Origin of the sequence: Ralstonia sp. ASV6 (genome assembly GCF_016429285.1) — a bacterium.
Lineage (GTDB): Bacteria > Pseudomonadota > Gammaproteobacteria > Burkholderiales > Burkholderiaceae > Ralstonia > Ralstonia flaminis.
Window position 1 is genome coordinate 1 of the sequence record NZ_JAELUI010000092.1, and the last position, 22,316, is coordinate 22,316.

23 protein-coding genes and 1 tRNA gene are annotated in these 22,316 nt (G+C 62.3%); 16 read left to right on the plus strand and 8 right to left on the minus strand.

What is annotated here, in order from left to right:
* From JHD73_RS18015 to JHD73_RS18045, 7 genes are all read right to left on the minus strand, one after another.
* On the minus strand, positions 1 to 714 hold a 714-nt coding region (locus JHD73_RS18015), incomplete at its 3' end, for a glycosyltransferase family 1 protein (RefSeq protein ID WP_233177040.1).
* A 95-nt stretch (positions 715 to 809) separates the two neighbouring features.
* Positions 810 to 1,760 (minus strand): UDP-2,3-diacylglucosamine diphosphatase, encoded by a 951-nt coding sequence (locus tag JHD73_RS18020; RefSeq protein WP_199031639.1) that lies wholly within the window; start codon positions 1,758 to 1,760, stop codon positions 810 to 812.
* Positions 1,761 to 2,004: 244 nt separating this feature from the next.
* Positions 2,005 to 3,024 (minus strand): triacylglycerol lipase, encoded by a 1,020-nt coding sequence (locus tag JHD73_RS18025; RefSeq protein WP_199031624.1) that lies wholly within the window; start codon positions 3,022 to 3,024, stop codon positions 2,005 to 2,007.
* A gap of 26 nt (positions 3,025 to 3,050) precedes the next feature.
* Positions 3,051 to 3,575: an RDD family protein gene (locus tag JHD73_RS18030; protein WP_199031625.1), complete on the minus strand. Its 525-nt coding sequence runs from the start codon at positions 3,573 to 3,575 to the stop codon at positions 3,051 to 3,053.
* Positions 3,576 to 3,670: 95 nt separating this feature from the next.
* The gene (locus tag JHD73_RS18035; protein ID WP_199031626.1) at positions 3,671 to 4,525 is read right to left on the minus strand and encodes a DUF3106 domain-containing protein; all 855 of its coding nucleotides are present in this window, start codon (positions 4,523 to 4,525) and stop codon (positions 3,671 to 3,673) included.
* A gap of 11 nt (positions 4,526 to 4,536) precedes the next feature.
* The gene (locus JHD73_RS18040) at positions 4,537 to 4,980 is read right to left on the minus strand and encodes a DUF3619 family protein (protein ID WP_199031627.1); all 444 of its coding nucleotides are present in this window, start codon (positions 4,978 to 4,980) and stop codon (positions 4,537 to 4,539) included.
* Positions 4,977 to 5,543, minus strand: coding sequence for an RNA polymerase sigma factor (locus tag JHD73_RS18045; protein ID WP_199031628.1), 567 nt, complete (start codon positions 5,541 to 5,543; stop codon positions 4,977 to 4,979). Before JHD73_RS18045 ends, JHD73_RS18040 begins: the two co-directional genes overlap by 4 nt.
* A 368-nt stretch (positions 5,544 to 5,911) precedes the next feature.
* Between JHD73_RS18045 and JHD73_RS18050 the strand changes: the two genes are divergently transcribed.
* The 6 genes from JHD73_RS18050 (at position 5,912) to JHD73_RS18075 (ending at position 12,774) form a co-directional block, all read left to right on the plus strand.
* On the plus strand, positions 5,912 to 7,669 hold the full coding sequence (locus tag JHD73_RS18050; RefSeq protein WP_199031629.1) for an acetolactate synthase 3 catalytic subunit: 1,758 nt from the start codon (positions 5,912 to 5,914) through the stop codon (positions 7,667 to 7,669).
* A complete protein-coding gene (gene ilvN / locus JHD73_RS18055; protein ID WP_021195003.1) occupies positions 7,669 to 8,160 on the plus strand; it encodes an acetolactate synthase small subunit in 492 nt (163 codons plus the stop codon). The genes JHD73_RS18050 and ilvN overlap by 1 nt, the downstream gene beginning before the upstream one ends.
* Before the next feature lie 63 nt (positions 8,161 to 8,223).
* Positions 8,224 to 9,240 carry a ketol-acid reductoisomerase gene (gene ilvC, locus JHD73_RS18060; protein ID WP_199031630.1) on the plus strand — a complete coding sequence of 339 codons (1,017 nt, stop codon included), beginning with the start codon at positions 8,224 to 8,226 and terminating at the stop codon, positions 9,238 to 9,240.
* Between the two features lie 145 nt (positions 9,241 to 9,385).
* Positions 9,386 to 10,033, plus strand: coding sequence for a phosphatidylserine decarboxylase (locus JHD73_RS18065; RefSeq protein WP_199031631.1), 648 nt, complete (start codon positions 9,386 to 9,388; stop codon positions 10,031 to 10,033).
* 13 nt (positions 10,034 to 10,046) lie between these two features.
* Entirely contained in the window at positions 10,047 to 10,916 is an 870-nt protein-coding gene (gene pssA, locus JHD73_RS18070; protein ID WP_199031632.1) for a CDP-diacylglycerol--serine O-phosphatidyltransferase, read from the plus strand.
* A 316-nt stretch (positions 10,917 to 11,232) separates the two neighbouring features.
* Entirely contained in the window at positions 11,233 to 12,774 is a 1,542-nt protein-coding gene (locus JHD73_RS18075; RefSeq protein ID WP_048932814.1) for a 2-isopropylmalate synthase, read from the plus strand.
* Positions 12,775 to 13,019: 245 nt separating this feature from the next.
* On the opposite strand, the gene JHD73_RS18080 is transcribed toward JHD73_RS18075, so the two are convergent.
* Positions 13,020 to 13,502, minus strand: a complete 483-nt coding sequence (locus tag JHD73_RS18080) for a hypothetical protein (RefSeq protein WP_199031641.1) — start codon at positions 13,500 to 13,502, stop codon at positions 13,020 to 13,022.
* A 144-nt stretch (positions 13,503 to 13,646) separates the two neighbouring features.
* Between JHD73_RS18080 and JHD73_RS18085 the strand changes: the two genes are divergently transcribed.
* The 10 genes from JHD73_RS18085 to JHD73_RS18130 all read left to right on the plus strand — a co-directional run.
* Entirely contained in the window at positions 13,647 to 14,903 is a 1,257-nt protein-coding gene (locus tag JHD73_RS18085; protein WP_199031640.1) for a branched-chain amino acid ABC transporter substrate-binding protein, read from the plus strand.
* Positions 14,904 to 15,064: 161 nt separating this feature from the next.
* Positions 15,065 to 15,334: a 30S ribosomal protein S15 gene (rpsO, locus tag JHD73_RS18090; RefSeq protein WP_021194996.1), complete on the plus strand. Its 270-nt coding sequence runs from the start codon at positions 15,065 to 15,067 to the stop codon at positions 15,332 to 15,334.
* Between the two features lie 322 nt (positions 15,335 to 15,656).
* Positions 15,657 to 17,840 carry a polyribonucleotide nucleotidyltransferase gene (gene pnp / locus JHD73_RS18095; RefSeq protein WP_199031633.1) on the plus strand — a complete coding sequence of 728 codons (2,184 nt, stop codon included), beginning with the start codon at positions 15,657 to 15,659 and terminating at the stop codon, positions 17,838 to 17,840.
* Positions 17,841 to 17,942: 102 nt separating this feature from the next.
* Positions 17,943 to 18,890 (plus strand): HAD family hydrolase, encoded by a 948-nt coding sequence (locus JHD73_RS18100; protein WP_199031634.1) that lies wholly within the window; start codon positions 17,943 to 17,945, stop codon positions 18,888 to 18,890.
* A gap of 20 nt (positions 18,891 to 18,910) precedes the next feature.
* Positions 18,911 to 19,915: an NAD(P)H-quinone oxidoreductase gene (locus JHD73_RS18105; RefSeq protein ID WP_199031635.1), complete on the plus strand. Its 1,005-nt coding sequence runs from the start codon at positions 18,911 to 18,913 to the stop codon at positions 19,913 to 19,915.
* A gap of 85 nt (positions 19,916 to 20,000) precedes the next feature.
* The gene (gene tpiA / locus JHD73_RS18110; protein WP_199031636.1) at positions 20,001 to 20,747 is read left to right on the plus strand and encodes a triose-phosphate isomerase; all 747 of its coding nucleotides are present in this window, start codon (positions 20,001 to 20,003) and stop codon (positions 20,745 to 20,747) included.
* 65 nt (positions 20,748 to 20,812) lie between these two features.
* Positions 20,813 to 21,172, plus strand: coding sequence for a preprotein translocase subunit SecG (gene secG, locus JHD73_RS18115; RefSeq protein ID WP_064802480.1), 360 nt, complete (start codon positions 20,813 to 20,815; stop codon positions 21,170 to 21,172).
* A 180-nt stretch (positions 21,173 to 21,352) separates the two neighbouring features.
* A tRNA-Leu gene (locus JHD73_RS18120) sits at positions 21,353 to 21,437 on the plus strand.
* Positions 21,438 to 21,609: 172 nt separating this feature from the next.
* On the plus strand, positions 21,610 to 21,969 hold the full coding sequence (locus tag JHD73_RS18125) for an NADH-quinone oxidoreductase subunit A (RefSeq protein ID WP_048932806.1): 360 nt from the start codon (positions 21,610 to 21,612) through the stop codon (positions 21,967 to 21,969).
* Between the two features lie 6 nt (positions 21,970 to 21,975).
* The coding region (locus JHD73_RS18130; RefSeq protein ID WP_199031637.1) for an NADH-quinone oxidoreductase subunit B family protein at positions 21,976 to 22,316 on the plus strand (341 nt) is incomplete at its 3' end.

A 22,316-nucleotide genomic window follows, 5' to 3' on the forward strand; every position in this document is an offset into this window, starting at 1 on the left:
GGCGTACACCTTGGCCAGTTCCGGCTGCTTGAGCACACCCAGGTAGTTGGCGTTCGGGTACTTCGCCTTCAGACCGGCCAGCGCGGGGCCTTCGCCCACCACCCACTTCGAGCCGGGCAGGTCGAGTTCCAGGAAGGCTTCCACGTTTTTCTCGACAGCCACGCGGCCAACGTACAGGAAGATCGGGTGCGCGGTGTTGAGCATGTTGCCGCGCTGCGAGGTGAATACATCCAAATCCACGCCACGCGTCCACAGCACGCCGTTGGTGATGCCGTAGTCAGCCAGGTCTTTCAGCACCACGGGCGTCGGTGCCATCACGGCCTGAGCCGGGCTGTGGAACCAGCGCAGGAAACGGTACGTCCACGCCAGCGGAATACCGAAGCGCGCCTGCACGTATTCCGGAAAGCGTGTGTGGTACGCCGTCGTGTAGGGCAGCTTGTGGCGCAACGCATAGGCGCGCGCTGCCAGCCCGAGCGGGCCTTCGGTCGCGATGTGCAGGGCTTGCGGCGCGAACTTCTCGATGCGCTCGCGCACGCGCTTAGCCGGCAGGATCGACAGGCGGATCTCCGGATACGTCGGGCACGGCACCGTCTTGAATTCGAGCGGCGTGATCATGTCGACGACGTGGCCCATGGCTTCAAGCTCACGGCGCGTCTGGGTGAGGGTGCGGACGACGCCGTTGACCTGCGGTTCCCAGGCATCGGTGACGATCATGACTTTCACGGGCTCTCCTTGGGGCATGGGTGCCGGCGTGGCAACAACGGCGGGTTGTGTGAGATCAATGCTTGTGTTGGTCATGTGGGCTTCCATCAGGCGGCGGCCGCTGCGGCACGGCGTGCCCGGCGGGTAGTGCGCGGCGCATCGAGCAGATGCGTCCAGTAGACGATCTGCAGTTCGCCCTCCATGGTTTCGACCAGGGCGGAGAGGCTCTCCACCCAGTCGCCGTCATTGCAGTAAAGCTGGCCGTCGATCTCGCGGATCTCGGCCTTGTGAATGTGTCCGCAGACCACGCCATCGCAGCCACGCCGGCGTGCCTCGTCGGTCATCACGCGCTCGAACGAGTTGATGAAGTTGACCGCGTTCTTGACCTGATGCTTGAGGTACTGCGACAGCGACCAGTACGGGAACCCCAGCTTCACGCGGATGCGGTTGAAATGCCGGTTCATCGCCAGGATGAAGGTGTAGAGCGAGTCGCCCACGTAAGCGAGCCAGCGCGCATGTTGCATCACACCGTCAAACAGATCGCCGTGCACGACCCACAGGCGCTTGCCGGTGGCAGTCACGTGCACCGCGTCTTCTGCCACTTCAATGTCGCCGAAGTTCAGGCCGTGGAACTGGCGCGCCATCTCGTCATGGTTGCCGGGGATGAACACCACGCGGGTGCCCTTGCGCGCGCGGCGCAGCACCTTCTGTACCACGTCGTTGTGCGCCTGTGGCCAGTACCAGCCCTTGCGCAGTTGCCAACCGTCGACGATGTCGCCAACGAGGTACAGCGTGTCGGAGTCGTTGTGCTTGAGGAAATCGAGCAGATAGTCTGCCTGGCAGCCCGGCGTGCCGAGGTGGATGTCCGACAGCCAGATCGTGCGATAGCGATGGACTTTTTCTGCGGGCGGGTCGGCGTCCTTGTCGGCCTGCTGGTCGGATGCCAGGGCCGGGAGCGGGGTGGCGGCAGGGGCTTGGTGGTCTCGCACATCACCGCGGCCGGCTGGTACAGCGGAACCCAGCGCGCCGGCGGCGGCTAATCCGGCGGCCATGTGCATCAGAGGCGGTGGTGCGTTCCAGTCGGAACCGGTGAGGGGAGCAGCGCGAAAGCGTTGCGCGAGGCGGCGGAGGAAACCAGGGCGCGATGGCAGATTTGGCAGGACCATGTCGGCAACAGAGGCTGCGTTGGACGGATTTCGCCACCGCCGCGTGAATAAGCCGTGTCAGAAACATGACCGTCACATGACGTAGTTGCCGTGGAAGATCGAAGCGGTTGCCGGAGACCTGCGCCCGGCGTGCGTTTTAGGCGGATGGGGGCAGCGGTTTGCCCTCGATGCGCGCCAGTTCTGTCTGCACGGCATCACGCACGCGCGCGTCGCATAGCAGCGACACATGGCCGATGCCGGAGAACGGCACATGCCGTGCGCCCTCCAGCCAAGACGCGCCGGCCGGCCCGACGATGGAGTCGTGCCACGAGAAGATCGACGTGATGCGTGCTCGCACGGCCGGCGTTTCGGACGCCGCAAGTTGGCGCAGCCATGCACTGGCCCAGGCCATCTGGCGCACGTTGCGCCCGCGCCCACTGCGCGCCATCGCCGTGCCCCGATGTGGGGTGCCCAGCGTGATGATGTGTGCGACCGGGCAGATATCCGTTGATTGCCGCAGCAACGCTCGTGCAGCGAGCCCGCCCATGCTGTGGCAGAGCAGGACCGGCGCGCGGCCGTACGTGTGCGTCATGCGCGCGACAACGGCGGCGATGTCGTGGGCGTAGTCATCGATGTCTCCCAGCAACGGCATCAGATCGATGGCCTCGATCGGGTGGCCCGCGGCGGCCAGGTGCCTTTGCATCGGCAGCCACACTGCTCGGTTGCAGCCGTAACCGTGGATCATCAGTACGGGTACGCGTGCGCCGTCAATTGCTGCAGCATCGAACGCTGCCTGTGCCCGAAACGGTTGCAGCACGTTGAACATCCAGGCCACCGACACGCATTCGCGCAACCAGCACGCGATAAAGCCTGTCATGCCGATGCGCTGCTCGCGTGGTACGGGTATGCGATCCCACACAGGGTCATCCGGAATGGCTGTGCCGAGACTCGTGGATGCGATGAGGAATGCCCAACCAACCGAGACGAGATAGCCGAGTATCAGTGCCCCAGCGGCAACGGCTGCGGAGCCTGGCCAGCTCAATGCACCCCAGCGATGGGCGGCCCACGCGACCGTCAACATCGCGGCACATTGCAGTACTACCGCAATGCGCCGCGCGTTGGCTGCCGTCAACGAGGCAAGCGGCGCAGAGGAGGCAGGCAGATCGGCGCGTGTCATGATGTGTACCGTCGCCGAAGATGGAATCAGGCGCGCACCAGCCGCGTGCCAGCCAGGCGGTCATGCAGGAACTGGCGCTGCGGGTCGAGCCACGCCAGCGCGCCCCAGGCCAGCACGCAGGTCAATGCAACACCCGCGCCAGTCCAGCGGGAAACCCCACTTACGTGGATGATGCCGACCGCCACAATCACCCAGATCCAAGCCAGCGCATAACGCGCAATGGCGCGGCCAAGCGAGATGGGCGAGCCGTCTGCGTTGACGACGCGCATGCGCCAGGTCTGCATGGCGAGTGTCTGCCCGCGTTTGCGCCAGAAGCCCACGAAATACAGGCCAAGCGCGAGGAAGCCCCACACCTGCAGGCCAACATCGCCCGTGCGCGCCAGCGGAGGAATGATCGCGCGCAGCAGCAGAAAGATGGCCGTCGCGCCAAACATGACGCCGAACAGCAGCAGGCCCTCGTAGAGCATCGCAGCCAGGCGGCGGCGCAGCGTGGGAGCGGCAAGCGGATCAGGTGCCGTGACAGGCGAGGTGGTAGAAGCGGTAGTGGCCATCGAACCGGGTGAGCGCAGGCGGGGCGTAATCGATCATGCACCGGCACAACGTGTGCGCGGCGCGTGACCGGATTATGCCAAAGGGCATGCGGGGCTTAGCCGCCCAGCACGGTTGATGGTGGCGGGTTGCCCGAATCGCCGTCCGGGCTGGTGGGTGGGGTCACTGGATGCGCAGGCGTGATCGGCGTACTTGCTGGTGCCGGGGCCGTTGCCGCAGGAGCGGGCGTGGTTGCCGTCGGCGCAGATGCTGCTGCAGTTGCAGTCGGCTTGGCCGGCGCCAACGGGTTCGGTGCCGACTTGGTCGTGCCCGGCTTGGTGCGCGCACCGTGATGCAGCACCTTGGCCGCATCCTTGGCCAGGCTCGTGCTACCCGGCAATGCCGTCACTGCAGACGGACGTTTTTGTGCCTTGGCTGCCGCAGCAAGCTCCTTCTTCTGCTCGTCAGGCAACTGCTGATAGCGCTGCCAGGCTTCGCTCTTCTTCTGGACGGGAACCGACTTGGTGGTCTGGAAATTCTCGCGGGCACGATGCCGCTGCTCGGGCGTCAGCTTGACCCAGTCGGCCATTCGCGTCTGCAGGCGTTGCTGCTGTGCCGGCGTGTACTTCGGATACGCCTGGGCAATCTGTAGCCACTTCTTGCGGGCCAGCTCGGGCATGCCGTTCCATTCCGGCGCAAACGGCGCGAGGATGCGCTGCTGCACGACGGTCAGTTCAGACCAGTTCGGATGAATGGAGGGCTGCGGGTTGGTGGTCGGCGGCGTCGGCAGCGCCAGCGGTGTGCTGGCGGTGGTATCCGGTGCGGCGGACGGTGCCGATGCTGCCGGTGCTTGTGCGATTGCCAATCCTGCGGACAGCCCTGCCGCGCCGATCAACGAGATCAGGGCGACGCGCAGGCGCAAGGTCCGTTCGCCTCGCGGTGGTTGGCCGTGGGTGCGGTGGAAGTTGCTCATCGATCAGCCTTTCACTGATCGCGTTTATCGAGGTACTGATGGAAGCCTTGATCGGCGTAGGCAGCCAGTGGCAGGTCGTCGAGCAACATGGCGGCGTCGACCTCGGCGAGTTCGTCCACGCGTTGCTGCTGTTGCCACTGATAAATGCCGGCAAGCCCTGCGACCAGTGCGATGGTTGGCCACAGCAGACCGAAGCGGCGCAGGAACGTGCCAATACGGTGCAGCGGCGACGCAGCATCGTCTTCCAAGTCGAAGGACACCTGACCTACACCCGGCATGACCAGGGCAGGCGAGCGCACCGTGCTCGGTGCTTCCGCTTTTTTATGCGCGAGCGCCGTCCGGCGTGCCGCGGAGAGGCGGTCACGTACGTCGGGCGGCAACTGTCCTGCCGACTCGTTCAGAGCGGTACGGACAGCGTGCACAAAGCGGCGTTCTCGAAGTTCTACCTTGTTCATAGTCGGATCCCTCGCGCCCTCAGCGCTTGGGCCAGGGCGTGCGTTGCCCGCGAGCAGTGCGTTTTCACGCTCCCCTCGGAACAGCCCATCGCCTGGGCGGTTTCGGCAACATCCATGTCTTCCCAGTAACGCATCAGAAAGGCTTCCCGTTGACGTGTGGGGAGCTTCTCGATTTCGCGCTCCAGAATTTCCAACATCTGCGTGCGCTCAACCTTGTCGGCGCTGCTTTCTGCTGCTGTGGAGCCGGCTTCACTTTCGATCAGCTCCAGCGGGTCGGTATCGTCGCCCTCTGCATCCGTACGGAAGCTGGAGAACAGGCTGACCCACGTGTTGCGCACCTTGGAGCGACGGAACCAGTCGTGGATCGTGTTCTGCAGAATGCGCTGGAACAGCAGGGGCAGTTCGGCCTCGGGCTTGTCGCCATACTTTTCGGCCAGCTTGATCATCGCGTCCTGCACGATGTCGAGTGCGGCGTCATCATCGCGGACCGCGAATACTGCCTGCTTGAAGGCGCGTTTTTCGACGCTTACGAGGAAGGCCGACAGTTCCTGTTCAGAGGCCATACAACGGCGGGTGCGAATCCTGTGGGGCGGTTTGGCGAAATTTCACATTGTCATCATGTGATGCAATGTGAGCATTGCGCCTCGCAGCAACGACGGCCTAGACCGTCAAAAATGTTGCGATGCTAGCAAAAATGCGGGTCCACGGACAGTCCGACTGTCTGGCGGACCGCCTCGTGTGGCGAATCTTGCCGCCGCTGGACCGCCATGCGGCATTGCAGTATCATCGTCGGTTCACAACATCTGTGGTTGTCTCATCTGGCCGCTCATCAGGCGGACCATCCATGCAGACGCGCACCGCTCAAATCCGCGCCACAAGCCCGGTAGAGAGCATCCAAACAATTTTTTGCCGAAAATTGCAAAGGACTGACATGAATATGCCAAGCGCGGAATTTTCCCACGCCAATAGCGGTTCATCTGCCGACATGATGGGGTCTGACATCCTCGTCAATGCGCTCGCGGCAGAGGGCGTCGAGTTCGTCTGGGGTTACCCCGGCGGCGCGGTGCTCTATATCTACGACGCGTTCTACAAGCAAAACAAGATCGAACACATCCTGGTGCGCCATGAACAGGCGGCAGTCCATGCGGCTGACGGCTATGCGCGCGCCACGGGCAAGGTTGGTGTCGCCCTGGTGACTTCCGGTCCGGGCGTGACCAATGCCGTGACCGGCATTGCCACCGCCTACCTGGATTCGATTCCGATGGTGATCATCACCGGCAACGTGCCGACACACGCCATCGGCCAGGACGCCTTCCAGGAATGCGACACCGTCGGCATCACCCGGCCGATCGTCAAGCACAACTTCCTGGTCAAGGACGTGCGCAACCTCGCTTCGACCATCAAGAAGGCGTTCTATATCGCCTCGACCGGCCGTCCGGGCCCGGTGGTGGTGGACATCCCGAAGGATGTTTCGCGCGAGATGTGCAAGTACGAGTATCCGAAGACGATCGAGATGCGTTCGTACAACCCCGTCAACAAGGGGCACTCCGGTCAGATCCGCAAGGCGGTGAGTCTGCTGCTGCAGGCCGAGCGCCCGTACATCTACTCCGGTGGTGGCGTGGTGCTTGCCGAGGCCAGCGAAGAGCTGCGCCAACTGGCTGCGCTGACGGGCTACCCGGTCACGAACACGCTGATGGGCCTGGGCGCATTCCCGGGTACGAGCAAGCAGTTCGTGGGCATGCTGGGCATGCACGGCACGTACGAAGCCAACATGGCGATGCAGAACTGCGACGTGCTGATCGCCATCGGCGCGCGCTTTGATGATCGCGTGATCGGCAGCCCGGCGCACTTCACGTCGCAGCCGCGCAAGATCATCCACATCGACATCGATCCGTCCTCCATTTCCAAGCGAGTGAAGGTCGACATCCCCATCGTCGGCAACGTCAAGGACGTGCTGCAGGAGATGATCGCACAGATCCAGAGCGGTGAGGCCAAGCCGAACAAGACGGCGCTGGCCAAGTGGTGGGAACAGATCGAGCAGTGGCGCAGCGTCGATTGCCTGAAGTACGACCGCACCTCCGAGATCATCAAGCCGCAGTATGTGGTCGAGAAGATCTGGGAACTGACCAACGGCGACGCCTTCGTCTGCTCCGACGTGGGTCAGCATCAGATGTGGGCCGCGCAGTTCTACAAGTTCAACGAGCCGCGCCGCTGGATCAACTCCGGTGGCCTGGGCACGATGGGCGTGGGCCTGCCTTACGCGATGGGCATCAAGAAGGCGTTCCCGGACAAGGAAGTTGTCACCATTACGGGTGAGGGCTCGATCCAGATGTGCATCCAGGAGCTGTCGACCTGCCTGCAGTACGACACCCCGGTGAAGATCTGCTCGCTCAATAACGGTTACCTGGGCATGGTGCGTCAGTGGCAGGAAATCGAGTACGACAACCGTTACTCGCATTCCTACATGCAGGCGCTGCCCGACTTCGTGAAGCTGGCCGAAGCGTATGGCCACGTGGGCATGCGCATCGAGAAGACGTCCGACGTTGAGCCCGCGCTGCGCGAAGCCTTCCGACTCAAGGATCGCACCGTGTTCCTCGACTTCCAGACCGACCCGACCGAAAACGTCTGGCCGATGGTCCAGGCGGGCAAGGGGATTTCTGAAATGCTGCTTGGCGCGGAGGACCTGTAATGCGTCACATCATTTCCGTCCTGCTGGAAAACGAAGCGGGCGCGCTGTCGCGTGTGGTGGGTCTGTTCTCGGCGCGCGGCTACAACATCGAGACGCTGACGGTCGCGCCGACCGAAGACGCCTCGCTGTCGCGCATGACGATCGTCACGACGGGCTCGGACGACATCATCGAGCAGATCACCAAGCACCTGAATCGCCTGGTGGAAGTCGTCAAGGTCGTCGACCTGACCGAAGGTGCGCACATCGAGCGCGAGCTGATGCTCGTGAAGGTGCGTGCGGTCGGCAAGGAACGCGAGGAGATGAAGCGTACGGCGGACATCTTCCGCGGCCGCGTCATCGACGTGACCGAGAAGACCTACACGATCGAGCTGACCGGCAACGGCAGCAAGCTTGACGCGTTTCTCGATGCCATCGATCGCACTGCCATTCTGGAGACCGTCCGCACGGGCGGCTCGGGCATCGGCCGCGGCGAGCGCATTCTGAAGGTTTGAACCGGCGCGAGCGTGCTGCCGGCCCCCATCGATATTGAAGTATTTGAAAATTAGGACATCACCATGAAAGTGTTTTACGACAAGGACGCCGACCTCTCCCTGATCAAGGGCAAGAACGTCACCATCATCGGCTACGGCTCGCAAGGCCACGCCCACGCTCTGAACCTGAATGACTCGGGCGTGAAGGTGACGGTCGGTCTGCGCAAGGGTGGCGCGTCGTGGAACAAGGCCGTCAATGCTGGCCTGCAGGTCAAGGAAGTGGCCGAGGCGGTGAAGGAAGCCGACGTTGTCATGATCCTGCTGCCGGACGAGCAGATCGCTGATGTGTACAAGAACGAAGTGCATGGCAACATCAAGCAAGGCGCTGCACTGGCGTTCGCCCACGGCTTCAACGTGCACTACGGTGCCGTGATCCCGCGCGCTGATCTGGACGTCATCATGATCGCCCCGAAGGCTCCGGGCCACACCGTGCGTGGCACGTACGCGCAAGGTGGCGGCGTGCCGCACCTGATCGCTGTGCACCAGGACAAGTCGGGCGCTGCGCGTGACATCGCCCTGTCGTACGCCACCGCAAACGGCGGCGGCCGCGCCGGCATCATCGAGACCAACTTCCGCGAAGAAACCGAAACCGACCTGTTCGGCGAACAAGCCGTGCTGTGCGGCGGTACCGTCGAGCTGATCAAGGCTGGCTTCGAGACGCTGGTGGAAGCCGGCTACGCTCCGGAAATGGCGTACTTCGAGTGCCTGCACGAGCTGAAGCTGATCGTCGACCTGATCTACGAAGGCGGCATCGCCAACATGAACTACTCGATCTCGAACAACGCCGAATACGGCGAGTACGTCACCGGCCCGCGCGTCGTGACCGAAGAGACCAAGAAGGCCATGAAGCAGTGCCTGAAGGACATCCAGACCGGCGAATACGCCAAGAGCTTCCTGCTGGAGTACAAGGCAGGCCAACCGACGCTGATCTCGCGCCGCCGCCTGACCGAAGAGCACCAGATCGAGCAAGTTGGCGCCAAGCTGCGTGCGATGATGCCGTGGATCGCCAAGAACAAGCTGGTCGACCAGACGAAGAACTGATCGAGCAAGCCTCGTATGAAAAGCCAGCCTTCGGGCTGGCTTTTTTTATGCTGAATCTAGGAGGTAAGAGGCCGTTTCAAGTGCTGGCACGGCCCTGTGTCAGCTAGAATGCCGCATTTCCCCCAAGACGCTGTCGAGGTCTCATTTGAACAACACGTATCCGCATCCCATCATCGCCCGCGAGGGCTGGCCGTACCTGGGCGGGATTTTCATTGTCTCTCTCATCGTGCAGGCTGCCGCCGGCTTCGGCTGGGCTTGGCCGTTCTGGGTGCTGACGCTGTTCGTGCTGCAGTTTTTCCGCGATCCGGCACGCGTCGTGCCAACGCAGGCCAACGCGATCCTCTCGCCGGCCGATGGCCGCATCGTTGCCGTCGAGCAAGTGCGTGACCCGTATGCCGATCGCGACTCGCTGAAGATCAGCGTGTTCATGAACGTCTTTAACGTGCACTCGAACCGCGCGCCGGTGGATGGCACTGTGCAGCAAGTGCAGTACTTCCCGGGCAAGTTCGTCAACGCAGATCTGGACAAGGCGTCGCTTGAGAACGAACGCAACGCCGTTGTGCTGCGTCGCCCTGATGGCCAGCTCGTCACCTCGGTTCAGGTGGCCGGCTTGATCGCGCGCCGTATCCTTTGCTATACCAAGGCAGGGGAGACCCTCGCGCGCGGCCAGCGCTACGGCTTCATCCGCTTCGGCTCGCGCGTCGACGTGTACCTGCCGCTGACCGCGCGCCCGCGCGTGACCATCGGCGAGAAGGTGTCCGCCACGCTGACGGTGCTCGCCGAGCTGGACTGATCCGGAGGCCGCCATGCCCGCGTTCAATCGGCGCAAGAAGCGCTTCACCAGCAACGTGACGCATCTGCGTCCGCTGCGCCACAACCAGCCGCGCCCGGATGATGACGACCTAGATGTCGTCCGTCCACGTCGTCGCGGCATTTATCTGCTGCCCAACGCCTTTACGACGGCCGCGCTGTTTGCTGGCTTCTTCGCCATCGTGCAGGCGATGAACCTGAACTTCGAGACGGCGGCCATTGCCATCTTCGCTGCGATGGTGCTCGACGGCATGGATGGCCGTGTCGCGCGCATCACCAACACGCAAAGCGCGTTCGGTGAGCAATACGATTCGCTGTCGGACATGGTGTCGTTTGGCGTTGCCCCCGCGCTGGTGATGTACGAGTGGATCCTGCGTGACCTCGGCAAGTGGGGTTGGCTCGCGGCTTTTGTCTACTGCGCCGGTGCGGCGCTGCGCTTGGCGCGCTTCAACACCAACATTGGTGTGGTCGACAAGCGCTTCTTCCAGGGCATGCCTAGTCCGGCTGCGGCGGCGTTGATCGCTGGCTTTGTCTGGCTGGCGATCGACAACAAGCTGCCGGTGAAAGAGCTGTGGATGCCGTGGGTAGCCTTTGGGCTGACGCTGTATGCCGGGTTGTCGATGGTATCGAACGCGCCGTTCTACAGCGGTAAGGCGCTCGACGTGCGGCATCGCGTGCCGTTCGGCGTAATGGTGCTGGTGCTGGTGCTGTTCGTGGTCATATCGAGCGATCCGCCGGTGGCGCTGTTCGGGCTGTTCGTCGGCTACGCGGTGTCGGGTTACCTGTTGTGGGGTTGGCGCACGCTGCAAGGTCAGCAGGGCAGTCCCAAACTGCCGAAGCAGGCACCAGATGAAGCCCACGAGTGACCGATGCGCTGCACCATTGTGCGCTTGCGTCAATTTTTGAATTCGTCTATAGTCGTTCGCATGCTTTCGCGCCCGATTTCCATTCTGATTGCGCTAGTCTCGATTGATGGCCTACTAGGTCGTCAGGTCGGGACGCGCGCATAGGGAAATCGCAAGACAAGGCAAGCAAAGACCGCCAAGTTTTCGCGAACCAGAATTCACAGCGCCCCGGCCTGCAACCATGCACGCCGGGGCGTTTTGCATTCTGCGCCGCCAAAAACGATCCGAGACACCACTAAGACCGACGTCAAAAACGTCACCCCACCAAGGAGCCGCCATGAGCGACAAACTCATTATTTTCGATACCACCTTGCGCGACGGCGAGCAGTCCCCCGGGGCGTCGATGACCAAGGAAGAGAAGATCCGCATCGCCAAGCAGCTCGAGCGGCTCAAGGTGGATGTGATCGAAGCCGGCTTCGCGGCCAGCTCCAATGGGGATTTCGAAGCGATTCGCGCGATTGCCCAGTCGGTCAAGGATTCGCGGATTTGTTCGCTGGCACGCGCGAACGACCGCGACATCTCCCGCGCTGCGGAGGCGCTCAAGCCCGCCGGCCAGTTCCGCATCCACACGTTCATCGCCACGTCGGCGCTGCACATGGAGAAGAAGCTGCGCATGACGCCGGACCAGGTGTATGAGCAGGCGCGTCTGGCGGTGCGCTTCGCACGCCAGTTCACGGATGACATCGAGTTTTCACCGGAAGACGGCAGCCGCTCCGACATGGACTTCCTGTGCCGCGTGTTGGAAGGCGTGATCGACGAAGGCGCGACCACCATCAATCTGCCGGATACGGTGGGCTACGCGGTGCCGGAAGGCTATGCCGCGCTGATTCGCTCGGTGCGTGAGCGCATTCCGAATTCCGATAAGGCGATCTGGTCAGTGCATTGCCATGACGATCTGGGCATGGCCGTTGCCAATTCGCTGACCGCCGTTCAATTGGGTGGCGCGCGCCAGATCGAATGCACGATCAACGGCCTGGGCGAGCGCGCCGGCAACACCAGCCTTGAAGAGGTGGTGATGGCGGTGAAGACGCGCCGCGATTACTTCAACCTCGACGTCGGTGTTGATACCACGCAGATCGTGCCGGCCTCCAAGCTGGTCTCGCAGATCACCGGTTTCGTCGTGCAGCCGAACAAGGCCGTGGTGGGCGCCAACGCCTTTGCGCACGCTTCGGGCATCCACCAGGATGGCGTGCTCAAGGCGCGTGATACCTACGAAATCATGCGCGCCGAAGACGTGGGCTGGACGGCCAACAAGATCGTCCTGGGCAAGCTCTCGGGCCGCAATGCGTTCAAGCAGCGCCTGCAGGAACTCGGTATCGAGCTGGATTCGGAGGCCGAGTTGAACGCTGCGTTCACGCGCTTCAAGGAACTGGCCGACCAGAAGGCCGAGATCTTCGACGAAGACATCGTCGCTATCGTCTCCAACGAGGCGCAGCACAGTGAAGGCGAGCACTTCCGCTTTGTGTCGCTGGCGCAGCGCTCGGAAACCGGCGAACGCCCGCATGCACGTATCGTCTTCGTTGCCGACGGGAAGGAAGTGACGGGCGAGGCGGAGGGCAACGGCCCGGTCGATGCCACGCTCAACGCCATCGAAAGCAAGGTCGCCAGCGGCGCCGAGCAACTGCTGTACTCGGTCAATGCCATCACGACCGGCACGCAGGCGCAGGGCGAAGTAACGGTCCGCCTGTCCAAGTCGGGCCGCATCGTCAACGGCGTGGGAACCGATCCCGACATCGTTGCCGCCTCTGCCAAGGCTTACCTGGCCGCGCTGAACAAGCTGCAGGACAAGAGCAGCGAGAAGCTCAATCCGCAGATCTGATCGCGGGTTTCAACGAATACACGCAGGAGTCAGCCCAGACCCCAACACGATTACCACTGAGCGCGCACCCGGTTACCCACCGGAACGCGAAGCGGGTGCGGCGGCACCGGGCACGTCAGGAGCGTGCACCATGCCGGCCGTCTTTGAGAGCCATGTGAGTGTGATCCACGACATGGCCGACCCGAACATCCACGCCAGGTGATGCGCCTCGCGTGGATGTTGCCGTTGCAGCGCTTGGTGGCCGCTCAGCGGCTGGAATCGTGATCGTGGTCGTACATCGGGTCGGGGCTGACCTGCGTGAGCCGCACGACGCCGTCGCGGTCGAAATAGAAGTTCATCAGCGAGGGCCACACGCCCTCGTGCTTGAAGCGGTAGGACCACACCTGCCGATCCATTAGCCGGAAGTAGGCAGTCTCCTCGGGCTTGCCGAATGTCTGCAGCACATCCTTCTGCGTTGAGGTGCCAACGCGGATCTGCGCAAAATCCATCGTCGTCAGAATTTGCCGGAACGAGACGAGCTTGCCGCTCGCGTCGAAGTCGGCGGCATAGGTGAACTGCCCGTACGGTTGGGTTGGATATAGCCAACGCGTTCCGCCGTCTGCGCGAGCATATTGCTCAGGCGGTTTGCCGAAACGCGCCTCCACGGTGGAAGCCGGCTGGCCGATCAGTGCTTCGCCCGTTTGAACAGGGGCCAGTACGGTACATGCGCTCATCAACGCCAGCGCCATGGCGAGCAACGCGGTGCGCTGCAAGGTTCGTGGGCCCACGATGGTTCTCCTGAATGCCTTCAGTGTAGAACCTGATGTCGGTCGCCCGCTTGTGCCTGCAAGGCGGTGCGCTTTACCATCCGCGCTTCACGGGGAGTTGTCATGATGTTTCGCTTGTTTCTGGCCACCTTGGCGGCCGTCGGGTTATGCGGCGCCGCGGTTGCCCAACCCGAGGCTGCGCCGATCCGGTTGGGGTTGATCGAAGGGCTGTCTGGCCCCTTTGCTAATGCGGGGGAGGCCGTGGATCGCAATCTGCGTTTCGCCATCGAAGGGGTGAATGCGCGCGGTGGTGTGAAGCTGCCCGATGGACGCCATCCGCTTGCACTGGTGCGCCTGGACAGCAAGAACACGGTCGATGAATCCTTGTTGCAACTGCAGGCTGCCACCGATGCAGGAATTCGCGTCGTCCTGCAGGGCAACAGCTCAGCGGCTGCGGCTGCGTTGTCGACATCGATTTCGCGCTACAACGAACGCCATCCGGAGTCGCGCGTGCTGTACCTGAACTACGCTGCGGTCGATCCAGCGCTGACCAACGAAGCATGCAGCTTCTGGCATTTCCGATTCGATGCCTCGGCCGATATGCGCATGCATGCGCTGACCGAGGTAATCCGGTCAGACAAGTCGGTTAAGAAGGTCTATCTGATCGGGCAGGACTACACATTCGGTCGCCAGGTGGCGCAATCTGCGCGTCAGCAGTTGGTCGAGAAGCGGCCAGATGTGGCCATTGTTGGCGAGGTGCTGCATCCGATCGGCAAGGTGAAGGATTTTGCGCCGTACATCGCGCGTATCGCGGCGTCGGGTGCAGATACGGTCGTTACCGGCAACTGGGGTAATGATCTGACGCTTTTGGTCAAGGCTGCGCGCGATGCGGGACTCAAGGCGCGCTTCTTCACGTTCTACGGCAATTCGCTGGGCGCGCCGGCGGCGATGGGCGAGGCGGGCGTTGGCCGCGTGGTGGCGGTCGCGGAGTGGCATCCGAATCTTGGCGGCGCCAAATCTGATGCTGTCTACAAGGTTTTCCGCGCACGCTATCCGGCGCCAGCAGATGACTATCCGGTACTGCGCGACCAGATGATGATCGACATGCTGGCCGCCGCCATCGAGCGTGCCGGTACGACCGAGGCAGGCGCTGTGGCGCGTGCACTGGAAGGCGCATCGTTGGATAACGGCTTTCACCGCATCACGCTGCGCGCGGAGGATCACCAGGCTATCCAGTCACTGGTCGTGACACAGATGGAGCGGGCGGGGACACCAGGCACGCCGTTCGATATCGAGGGGTCCGGCTATGGTTTCCGCACACTGAAAGTGATTCCGGCGGCGCAAACAGCATTGCCGACGACCTGCAAGATGCCGCGCTATTGATCAGCCCTGTCACGCCACTGTCGTCTAGTGAAGGGTTTAGGCTATAATCGCGGTCTTGCTGTCCAGACCGGGTTAGGAAAGGGCTGGCAAGATTATTGTTCAACACGGCACCGGCGGCGGCCAATCAGGCGCTGCAGTGTCCGCAAGTCAAAGGAATCGAAATGTCCGTTGCTAACATCAACAAGCAAGAAATCGTCAAGGATAACGGCCGCAGCGCCAACGATACGGGTAGCCCGGAAGTGCAGGTTGCACTGCTGACGGCCCGCATCAACGAACTGCAGCCGCACTTCAAGGCGCACATGAAGGACCACCACAGCCGTCGCGGCCTGCTCAAGATGGTGAGCCGTCGCCGTCGTCTGCTGGACTACCTCAAGGGCAAGGACGCCGACCGCTACACCGCGTTGGTTGCAAAGCTGGGCCTGCGTAAGTAATGGTGAGTCTCACGCATTGTGCGTGATGAATAAGTGCCTGCGTCAGCATGCTGATGCAGGCATTTTGTTTTTGGCGGCCGCGTTTGTGGCTGCGCCGGGTGACCGGCAAGAAGTGATGGCAGTGGGGTGACCGACTGCCAGGGACCGGGGGCGGCAGGAAGCAGAGTCTTGTGTCATTCCAGCGCGGCGTTGCACGTCAGTGCTGCGCTGGAATGGCATAAACACACCTCTGCAACCGTACCGTCTTCCGGAACGTGTTTGTCGTGGCGCAATGAAATCGCGTTTGAAGCGTGAGCGCTGCGAATACCGAACAGGAGATGCTATGACCATGTTCAACAAGATCGTCAAAGAATTCCAATGGGGCGGCCATCAGGTCCGCATGGAAACGGGTGAGATCGCCCGCCAAGCCAGCGGCGCTGTGCTGCTCGACATGGACGACACCGTTGTGCTCGCCACCGTGGTGGGCGCCAAGAACCCGAAGCCGGGCCAGGATTTCTTCCCGCTGACCGTCGACTACCTTGAGAAGACCTACGCCGCCGGCAAGATCCCGGGTGGCTTCTTCAAGCGTGAAGGCCGTCCGTCGGAAAACGAGACGCTGACCTCGCGCCTGATCGATCGTCCGCTGCGTCCGCTGTTCCCGGAAGGCTTCTACAACGAAGTCCAGGTCGTCATCCACGTGCTGTCGATCAACCCGGAAGTGCCGGCTGATATCCCCGCGCTGGTGGCGGCTTCGGCTGCGCTGGCTGTGTCGGGCCTGCCGTTCAACGGCCCGGTGGGCGCTGCCCGCGTAGGTTACAAGGATGGTCAGTACCTGCTGAACCCGAACCGCGCGCAACTCGCACATTCGGAGCTGGACCTGGTCGTCGCCGGTACCGAGCGTGCCGTGCTGATGGTCGAATCGGAAGCCAACCAGCTGTCGGAAGAAGTGATGCTGGGCGCCGTGGTGTACGGCCATGAGCAAATGCAGATCGCCATCAACGCGATCCACGATCTGGTGCGCGAAGGCGGCAAGCCCGAGTGGGATTGGCAAGCTGCGCCGAAGAACGAAGCGCTGACCGCCAAGATTTCCGAGTTGGGCCTGGCTGATCTCCAAGCTGCTTACCAACTGCGCCAGAAGTCGGCCCGTAGCCAGAAGCTGAAGGAAGTCTACAAGTCGGTTGCCGAGAAGCTGGCTGCCGCCGGTGTGGAAGCCGACGGCGTGGAAGTCGACAACATCCTGTTCGAGCTCGAATCGAAGATCGTGCGCGGCCAGATCCTGAATGGCGAACCGCGTATCGACGGTCGCGACACCCGCACGGTGCGCCCGATCGAGATCCGCTCGTCGGTGCTGCCGCGTGCGCACGGCTCGGCCCTGTTCACGCGTGGTGAAACGCAAGCGTTGGTGGTGGCCACGCTGGGCACCAAGAGCGATGAGCAGATCATCGACGCGCTGCAAGGCGAGTACCGTGACCGCTTCATGCTTCACTACAACATGCCGCCGTTCGCCACGGGCGAAACCGGCCGCGTGGGCAGCCCGAAGCGCCGCGAAGTCGGCCACGGCCGTCTGGCCAAGCGAGCACTGATTCCGGTGCTGCCGAAGGACGACGAATTCGCCTACACGATGCGCCTGGTTTCGGAAATCACCGAGTCGAATGGTTCGTCGTCGATGGCTTCGGTGTGCGGCGGCTCGCTGGCGCTGATGGATGCGGGCGTGCCCATCAAGGCGCACGTGGCCGGCGTGGCCATGGGCCTGATCCTGGAAGGCAACAAGTTCGCCGTGCTGACCGATATCCTGGGTGACGAAGATCACCTGGGCGACATGGACTTCAAGGTTGCCGGTACCGACGCTGGTATCACCGCGCTGCAGATGGACATCAAGGTGCAGGGCATCACCAAGGAAATCATGCAGGTCGCGCTGGCGCAAGCCAAGGAAGGCCGTCTGCACATCCTGGGCAAGATGCAGGCTGCCATGGGCGGCGCACGCACCGAGCTGTCGGAGCATGCTCCGCGCATGATCACCGTCAAGATCAATCCGGAGAAGATCCGCGACGTGATCGGCAAGGGCGGCTCGACCATCCAGGCGCTGACCAAGGAAACCGGCTGCACGATCGACATCGGCGAAGACGGCACGATCACCATCGCGTCGACGTCGTCGGAAGGCATGGCTGAAGCCAAGCGTCGTATCGAAGGCATCACGGCTGAAGCCGAAGTGGGCAAGATCTACAACGGCACCGTGCTCAAGCTGCTGGACTTCGGCGCGATCGTGAACATTCTGCCGGGCAAGGACGGTCTGCTGCACATCTCGGAAATCGCCAACGAGCGCGTGAACCAGGTCTCCGACTACGTGAAGGAAGGCCAGGCCGTGCGCGTGAAGCTGCTGAGCACCGATGAGAAGGGTCGCATGCGTCTGTCGATCAAGGCCGCCAAGGCTGAAGAAGGCGACGTGCCGGCAGCGGCTCCGCAAGCGCCGGGCGCAGGTGATGCCGCTTCGGAGCAGCAACAGCAACAGCAACAACAACAGCAGTAAAAGCAGTCAAGGCGGAGAGGTTTTTCGCTATGAAAACGGCTGGACAGTGTCCAGCCGTTTTTTTGTTTACACTGCGTCGCGAGTTCTCCATCTGCCGCTGACATGAGCCGCCTCTTCGAGCAAAACCGCATCGCCGTTGTCTGGGATTTCGACAAGACGCTGATCCCGCGCTATATGCAAGTGCCGCTGTTCGAGCGTTTCAACATCGCTGAGCAGGGTTTTTGGGATGAAGTCGAAGCCGGTTCGAGGGCAATCGAATCGCGAGGCCAGAAGGTCAATCGCGAAACCTTCTATCTGAATGTTCTGCTGCGCCACGTACGCGACGGCCGCATGAGTGGGCTCGATAACGCGGCACTACGCGAGCTGGGCGCTCACCTTGAGTTCTTTCCCGGCGTGACCGATTTCTTCGAGCGCAGCAAGGCCTGGGTGCGTGACAATGGCGCGTATCAAGCCTTCGACATCAAGCTCGAGCACTACATCGTCAGCACCGGCCTGACGGAGATGATCAAGGGTTCACCCATCGCCCCTTATATCGACGGCGTGTGGGGCTGCGAATTCCTGGAGGCGCCCGACGCGAATGGTCGCCAAGTCATCTCAGAAGTTATCTATGCCATCGATAACACCACCAAGACGCGTGCGCTGTTCGAGATCAACAAGGGTGTTAACAAGCATCCCGAGGCCGTCAACGTGAACTCGTCGATTGCCGAGGATGAGCGCCGCGTGCCATTTGCCAACATGATCTACGTGGCGGATGGTCCGAGCGATATTCCGGCGTTCTCGGTGGCACGTAAGGGTGGTGGTCGCACGTATGCGGTCTATAACCCTGAGAGCGCGCGTTCGTTCGAGCAGGCCGATAACCTGCGTGCCGATGATCGGGTCGACATGCTCGGCCCGGCCGACTATCGTGCCGGCTCGCCCACCGAGATGTGGCTCAAGTTGCATATCGGCAAGATCGCTGACGCTATCGTCCACGGCAAACAAGAGATTCTGCGCGAGACATCGCGAGGCATCCCGCAGCACTTTGTTGAACCCAAGCGCAGCGCCACGTAACCCATACCAAATCGATCCCCATGAAAGCGATTGAAATCACCCAGTACGGCGGGCCCGAAGTCCTGAAGCTTGGCGAGCGCCCGATGCCCGAGCCGAAGGCGGGCGAAGTGCTGATCCGCGTGCGCGCAGCCGGTGTCAATCGGCCCGATGTATTCCAGCGCACCGGCAACTATCCGGTCCCACCGGGCGCGTCTGATATTCCGGGGCTGGAAGTGGCCGGAGAAATTGTCGGCGGCGATCTGTCACACGCGGATAACCGTTATGGCCTGAAGGCAGGCGATCGCGTATGCGCGCTCGTGCAAGGCGGCGGCTATGCCGAGTTCTGCGCCGCACCGGTCGGTCAGGTGCTGCCGGTGCCGGCGGGCCTTTCTGACGTCGAGGCGGCAGCGCTGCCCGAGAACTACTTCACCGTGTGGTCGAACGTGTTTGATCGCGGCTTGCTGGGCCAGGGCCCGCACGGCAAGGATGAGACGCTGCTCGTGCAGGGCGGCTCCAGCGGCATTGGCACGACGGCGATCCAGATGGCTTCGGCACTGGGCTATCGCGTGTTTGCCACGGCCGGTAGCGCCGACAAGTGCGCTGCGTGTGTCGAGTTGGGAGCCACACGCGCCATCAACTACAAAACCGAAGACTTCGTCGAAATTGTCAAGGCTGAGACGGGGCGGGGCACCGACGTGGTGCTCGACATGGTGGGCGGCAGCTATGTCGCCCGTGAGATCACTTGCACGGCTGACGATGGCCGCATCGTGTTGATCGCGCTGCTGGGTGGTGCCAAGGCTGAAGTGCCGCTGGGCGACATTCTGCGCCGACGCATTACGCTCACCGGGTCGACGTTACGTCCGCGCTCGGTGGCCTTCAAGGCGGCAATTGCCGCCAACTTGCATGAGCATGTGTGGCCGCTGCTGGCGTCGGGCCGCATCAAGCCTGTCATCCATGAGGTCTTGCCGGCCACGCAGGCTGCGCAGGCGCACGCCCTGATGGAGTCCAGTGCGCACATCGGCAAGATCATGTTGGTTTGGGATTGAACTCGGGACGTCAAAATTGACCCTGTTTTTGCCGCCACGGTAGAATGCCGGGTTTATTTGACAGTCGACCGGGCGGAACAAGAACGTGAACGCAAGACCGAAGCTGGTGGTAGGCAACTGGAAGCTGCATGGCAGCCTGAACACCAACGCCGCGCTGCTTGAGCAGATCAAGGCCGCAGGCAAGACCAACGCCACGCTGGCGGTGTGCGCGCCGTTCCCGTATCTGGCTCAATGCCAGTTGCTGCTGGCGGGTTCGGCAGTGGGCTGGGGCGCGCAGGATGTGTCGGCTGAAACGCGTGGCGCGTTCACCGGTGAGGTGGCGGCATCGATGCTGTCGGAATTTGGTTGCGGCTACGCAATCGTCGGTCATTCCGAGCGCCGCACGTATCACGGCGAAACCGATGCGCAAGTGGCGGCCAAGGCACTGCGCGCGTTGGAGCACGGCATCACGCCGATCGTCTGCGTGGGTGAGACGTTGGCACAGCGTGAAGCGGGTGAAACCGAGCAAGTGGTGGGTCGCCAGCTGGATGCGGTGCTGGAAGCGCTGTCGATCGAGCAGTTGGGTCGCATCGTTGTGGCCTACGAGCCGGTCTGGGCAATCGGCACCGGCAAGACTGCAACCAGCGAGCAAGCGCAGGCCGTGCACGCTTTCCTGCGCTCGCGCGTCGCAGCCCGTGATGCGGGTGTGGCGCAGCGTCTGCAGATTCTGTACGGCGGCAGCGTCAAGCCGGACAACGCGGGCGAGCTGTTTGCGATGGCGGACATCGATGGCGGCCTGATCGGCGGTGCATCGCTGAAGGCCGAAGATTTCCTGGCGATCGGTCGCGCTTGAGCGGTTGATCGAGGTTGCGGCATGCGGCGCATGTGCAACCGCAACATATTATTGAGAGAAACGAAATGGCAATTCTGAAGACTCTGCTGCTGGTGGCGCAAATTCTGAGCGCGCTTGGTGTGATCGGTCTGGTGCTGCTGCAGCATGGCAAGGGTGCTGATGTGGGTGCCGCCTTCGGCTCGGGCGCATCGGGTAGCCTGTTTGGTGCAACGGGTTCGGCAAACTTCCTGTCGCGTACGACGGCCGTGCTGGCCACCGTGTTCTTTGTGGCTACGCTGGCGCTGACGCTGATCGGTACCAACAAGGGCAGCGTTTCGGCGGGTGTGATGGGTTCAGTAGCTCCGGTTGTGCCGGCTGCTTCGGCGCCTGCAGCATCGGCTCCGGCTGTTCCGGCCGCGGCCTCCGCACCGGCCGTGCCAAAGTAATTTGATGTAACGATCGCGGACGCACGGTTGATTTTTTTCGGTGCGTCGCGAGCTATAAGATTTTTGTTTGTGCATTGAACAAAAGCTTCGCTTTGCGGTAGAATGTGAGGCTTGAAACAATACAGAAAACGGCAACGGCGTTAAGCCTGATCCGCGGTCCTGATAGAGTTTCTTCCCCCAGCCGACGTGGTGAAATTGGTAGACACGCTATCTTGAGGGGGTAGTGGCGAAAGCTGTGCGAGTTCGAGTCTCGCCGTCGGCACCAATCAAATTCGGGGTCTGGTCAACGGGATGTATTCCGTTTAGGTCTGGGCCCCATCCGCAAGGCGACGTGCAGTTGATGCGTCGTGAGGCTGCGGACCCGGCGCCTTCGATGGGGCGACAAGGCGCCGCCTGCGGGCAGTGCTGTTGCAACCATTCAAAAAGGCGGGCGTCCCTTGAACCTCGAAGCCTATTTCCCCGTACTGTTGTTCATCGTCGTTGGTGTTGGCCTTGGCCTTGCACTCATGACCATCGGCCGAATTCTCGGTCCGAACAATCCCGATCCTCAAAAGCTCTCGCCGTACGAGTGCGGTTTCGAAGCCTTCGAAGACGCGCGGATGAAGTTCGACGTGCGCTATTACCTCATCGCCATCCTGTTCATCCTGTTCGATCTGGAGACCGCGTTCCTCTTCCCGTGGGGCGTGGCGCTGCGTGACATCGGCTGGCCGGGGTTCTTCGCGATGGGTGTGTTTCTTCTCGAGTTTCTCGTGGGCTTCGTCTACATCTGGAAAAAAGGCGCGCTCGATTGGGAGTGATGTGAAATGGCGATCGAAGGCGTACTCAACGAAGGCTTTGTCACGACCACCGCTGACAAGCTGATCAACTGGACCCGCACCGGGTCGCTGTGGCCGATGACGTTCGGCCTGGCCTGCTGTGCCGTGGAGATGATGCACGCTGGTGCATCGCGTTATGACCTGGACCGCTTCGGCGTGGTGTTCCGTCCGTCGCCGCGTCAGTCTGACGTGATGATCGTGGCCGGCACGCTGTGCAACAAGATGGCCCCCGCTCTGCGCAAGGTGTACGACCAGATGGCCGAGCCGCGCTGGGTCATCTCGATGGGCTCGTGCGCCAACGGCGGCGGTTACTACCACTACTCGTACTC